Annotated in this window: 1 rRNA gene; it reads left to right on the forward strand. The window is 58.0% G+C overall.

The window, feature by feature from the left end:
* Nucleotides 1-2335: ribosomal RNA gene (locus tag GJ1_RS17280) — 23S ribosomal RNA — on the forward strand; the annotation flags it as partial.

Consider the following 2335-nt stretch of genomic DNA (forward strand, 5'->3'; position numbering starts at 1 on the left):
ATGGGTGATGGCGTGCCTTTTGTAGAATGAACCGGCGAGTGACGATGGCGTGCGAGGTTAAGCCGAAGAGGCGGAGCCGCAGCGAAAGCGAGTCTGAAGAGGGCGTCAAGTACGTCGTCGTCGACCCGAAACCAGGTGATCTACCCATGTCCAGGGTGAAGGCCGGGTAACACCGGCTGGAGGCCCGAACCCACGCACGTTGAAAAGTGCGGGGATGAGGTGTGGGTAGGGGTGAAATGCCAATCGAACTTGGAGATAGCTGGTTCTCCCCGAAATAGCTTTAGGGCTAGCCTCGGGTGTAAGAGTCTTGGAGGTAGAGCACTGATTGGGCTAGGGGCCCAAAACGGGTTACCGAACCCAGTCAAACTCCGAATGCCAACGACTTATGCCCGGGAGTCAGACTGCGAGTGATAAGATCCGTGGTCGAGAGGGGAACAGCCCAGACCGCCAGCTAAGGCCCCGAAGTGCACGTTCAGTGGAAAAGGATGTGGAGTTGCCGAGACAACCAGGATGTTGGCTTAGAAGCAGCCACCATTTAAAGAGTGCGTAATAGCTCACTGGTCGAGTGACTCTGCGCCGAAAATGTACCGGGGCTAAACGTGCCGCCGAAGCTGCGGGATGACCGTTGGTCATCGGTAGGGGAGCGTTCTAAGGGCAGAGAAGCCAGACCGGAAGGACTGGTGGAGCGCTTAGAAGTGAGAATGCCGGTATGAGTAGCGAAAACAGAGGTGAGAATCCTCTGCGCCGAAAGCCTAAGGGTTCCTGAGGAAGGTTCGTCCGCTCAGGGTTAGTCGGGACCTAAGCCGAGGCCGAAAGGCGTAGGTGATGGACAACAGGTGGAGATTCCTGTACCACCTCCTTCCCGTTTGAGCGATGGGGGGACGCAGGAGGATAGGGCGAGCAGGCGGCTGGAAGAGCCTGTCCAAGCCGTGAGGCTGATCCGCAGGCAAATCCGCGGATCGCAAGGCCAAGCGGTGACGGCGACGGAGTATTCCGGAAGTCCCCGATTTCACACTGCCAAGAAAAGCCTCTAGCGAGGGAAGAGGTGCCCGTACCGCAAACCGACACAGGCAGGCGAGGAGAGAATCCTAAGGCGCGCGGGAGAACTCTCGTTAAGGAACTCGGCAAAATGACCCCGTAACTTCGGGAGAAGGGGTGCTCGTTTGGGTGGTGAGCCCGAACGAGCCGCAGTGAAAAGGCCCAAGCGACTGTTTATCAAAAACACAGGTCTCTGCGAAGCCGAAAGGCGACGTATAGGGGCTGACACCTGCCCGGTGCTGGAAGGTTAAGGGGAGCGCTTAGCGGAAGCGAAGGTGCGAACCGAAGCCCCAGTAAACGGCGGCCGTAACTATAACGGTCCTAAGGTAGCGAAATTCCTTGTCGGGTAAGTTCCGACCCGCACGAAAGGTGTAACGACTTGGGCGCTGTCTCAACGAGAGACCCGGTGAAATTATACTACCTGTGAAGATGCAGGTTACCCGCGACAGGACGGAAAGACCCCGTGGAGCTTTACTGCAGCCTGATATGGAATTTTGGTATCGCTTGTACAGGATAGGTGGGAGCCTGGGAAGCCGGAGCGCCAGCTTCGGTGGAGGCGGCGGTGGGATACCACCCTGGCGGTATTGAAATTCTAACCCGCACCCCTTAGCGGGGTGGGAGACAGTGTCAGGCGGGCAGTTTGACTGGGGCGGTCGCCTCCCAAAAGGTAACGGAGGCGCCCAAAGGTTCCCTCAGAATGGTTGGAAATCATTCGGAGAGTGCAAAGGCACAAGGGAGCTTGACTGCGAGACGGACAGGTCGAGCAGGGACGAAAGTCGGGCTTAGTGATCCGGTGGTTCCGCATGGAAGGGCCATCGCTCAACGGATAAAAGCTACCCCGGGGATAACAGGCTGATCTCCCCCAAGAGTCCACATCGACGGGGAGGTTTGGCACCTCGATGTCGGCTCATCGCATCCTGGGGCTGTAGTCGGTCCCAAGGGTTGGGCTGTTCGCCCATTAAAGCGGTACGCGAGCTGGGTTCAGAACGTCGTGAGACAGTTCGGTCCCTATCCGTCGCGGGCGGAGGAAATTTGAGAGGAGCTGTCCTTAGTACGAGAGGACCGGGATGGACGCACCGCTGGTGTACCAGTTGTCCCGCCAGGGGCACCGCTGGGTAGCTATGTGCGGACGGGATAAGCGCTGAAAGCATCTAAGCGTGAAGCCCCCCTCAAGATGAGATTTCCCACCGCGCAAAGCGGGTAAGATCCCTCGAAGATGACGAGGTCGATAGGTCCGAGGTGGAAGCGTGGCGACACGTGGAGCTGACGGATACTAATCGATCGAGGGCTTAACCTA

This window comes from Geobacillus jurassicus NBRC 107829, from assembly GCF_001544315.1.
GTDB lineage: Bacteria > Bacillota > Bacilli > Bacillales > Anoxybacillaceae > Geobacillus > Geobacillus jurassicus.